The following is a 2,064-nucleotide window of genomic DNA, read 5'->3' as shown; positions in this document are numbered from 1 at the left end:
ACATTGAAGAAGGAGCGGTTCATGGCCTTGCACATGATGTACGACAGGATCGCGCCGCTGGAGCCCACCAGGGAGCCGGCGATGATCAGCATCGAGTTGTTCAGCGAGAAGCCGATCCCTGCCGCTGCCCAGCCGGAGTAGCTGTTGAGCATCGAGACAACCACCGGCATGTCGGCGCCGCCGATGGGGATGATGATCAGCACGCCCAGTACAAAGGCCAGGGCCAGCATCACGGCGAAGGCCGTGAGGTTGCCGGTGAACATGAAGGCCAGGCCCAGGCCCAGCGTCAGCAGGCCCAACACCAGGTTGAGCTTGTGCTGGCCGCCGAACTGCACCGATGCGCCCTGGAACAGGCGGAACTTGTACTTGCCGGAGAGCTTGCCGAAAGCGATCACCGAACCGGAGAAGGTAATTGCACCGATGGCGGCACCCAGGAACAGTTCCAGGCGGTTGCCCGCAGGAATGGCGTCGCCCAGGTGCTTGACGATACCCAGCGATTGCGGTTCGACGACCGCCGCGATGGCGATGAATACCGCAGCCAGGCCGATCATGCTGTGCATGAACGCGACCAGTTCCGGCATCTTGGTCATTTCGACGCGCTTGGCCATGACCGAGCCGGCGGTGCCGCCGATCAGCAGGCCGACGATCACATAGCCGATACCGGCCGTCGCCAGCTCAGCGCCGAGCTTATAGATGAGGCCAACGGTGGTGAGTACCGCCAGCGCCATGCCGAGCATGCCGAACAGGTTGCCGCGCCGCGAAGTGGTCGGGTGCGAGAGGCCTTTGAGGGCCTGGATGAAGCAGATCGACGCAATCAGGTAGAGCGTCGTGACGAGGTTCATGCTCATTACTTGGGCGCCTCTTCTTTTACTTTCGGGGCTTTTTTCTTGAACATCTCAAGCATTCGCCGGGTGACCAGGAAACCACCAAACACATTGACCGCCGCCAGGGCCACAGCCAGGGTGCCCATGGTCTTGCCCAGCGGTGTGACCGTGAGGGCGGCGGCGAGCATGGCGCCGACGATCACGATTGCCGAAATGGCGTTGGTTACGGCCATCAACGGCGTGTGCAGCGCGGGTGTCACGTTCCAGACCACGTGGTAACCGACATAAATCGCCAGCACAAAGATGATCAGGTTGTAGATACCGGGGGAGATAAGCTCTTCCATCGTCTGAATCCCTGCTTAGGCGTTTTTGCGGATGACTTGGCCGTCGCGGCACATCAGGCACGCGGCGACGATGTCGTCTTCGAGGTTGATTTCAAACTGCCCTTCCTGGGTGAACACCAGTTTCAGAAAGTCCAGCAGGTTGCGCGCGTACAGGGCCGAGGCATCGGCTGCCACGGCGCCGGCCAGGTTGGTCGGGCCGCAGATGATCACGCCGTTTTCCACCACGACTTGATCTGCAACCGTCAGCGGGCAGTTGCCGCCCTGGGCTGCCGCGAGGTCGATGACCACCGAGCCGGGCTTCATCTGCGCGACGGTTTCGGCGCTGAGCAAGGTCGGCGCTTTACGGCCGGGGATTAACGCCGTGGTGATGACGATGTCGGCCTGCTTGGCGCGCTCATGCACAGCCAGGGCCTGGCGCTGCATCCAGCTGCTGGGCATGGGACGTGCGTAACCGCCGACGCCGACCGCGCATTCGCGCTCCTCATCGGTTTCGTAAGGCACATCAACGAACTTGGCACCGAGGGATTCGATCTGCTCCTTCACGGCCGGGCGAACGTCAGACGCTTCGATCACCGCACCCAGGCGTTTCGCCGTGGCAATCGCCTGAAGGCCTGCAACGCCGGCGCCGAGGATCAACACGCGAGCGGCTTTCACCGTGCCTGCGGCAGTCATCAACATCGGCATGAAGCGCGGGTAGTGGTGGGCAGCCAGCAACACGGCCTTATAGCCGGCGATATTGGCTTGGGAGGACAGCACATCCAGGCTCTGGGCCCGGGAGGTGCGTGGCGCAGCTTCGAGCGCGAAGGCCGTGATGCCGCGCTCTGCGAGCTTGGCGATGGTTTCGTTGCTGAACGGGTTGAGCATGCCCACCAATACGGTGCCGCTTTTGATCAGCG

General features: G+C 62.4%; 3 protein-coding genes. All 3 read right to left on the bottom strand.

Annotation, left to right across the window (positions count from 1 at the left end; all coding sequences use genetic code 11):
• Window positions 1-848: NAD(P)(+) transhydrogenase (Re/Si-specific) subunit beta (locus tag BFP90_RS16705; protein ID WP_141688932.1), on the bottom strand; the 848-nt coding region annotated here is incomplete at its 3' end.
• The gene (locus BFP90_RS16700; RefSeq protein WP_003187417.1) at window positions 848-1,168 is read right to left on the bottom strand and encodes an NAD(P) transhydrogenase subunit alpha; all 321 of its coding nucleotides are present in this window, start codon (window positions 1,166-1,168) and stop codon (window positions 848-850) included. The genes BFP90_RS16700 and BFP90_RS16705, both read right to left, overlap by 1 nt.
• Window positions 1,169-1,183: 15 nt before the next feature.
• A partial coding sequence (locus tag BFP90_RS16695; protein WP_065897470.1) for an NAD(P) transhydrogenase subunit alpha occupies window positions 1,184-2,064 on the bottom strand: 881 nt, incomplete at its 5' end.

It is taken from the genome of Pseudomonas sp. 24 E 13 (assembly GCF_900004715.1).
Taxonomy (GTDB): Bacteria; Pseudomonadota; Gammaproteobacteria; order Pseudomonadales; family Pseudomonadaceae; genus Aquipseudomonas; species Aquipseudomonas orientalis_A.
This window is presented reverse-complemented; position numbering and strand designations above follow the sequence as displayed.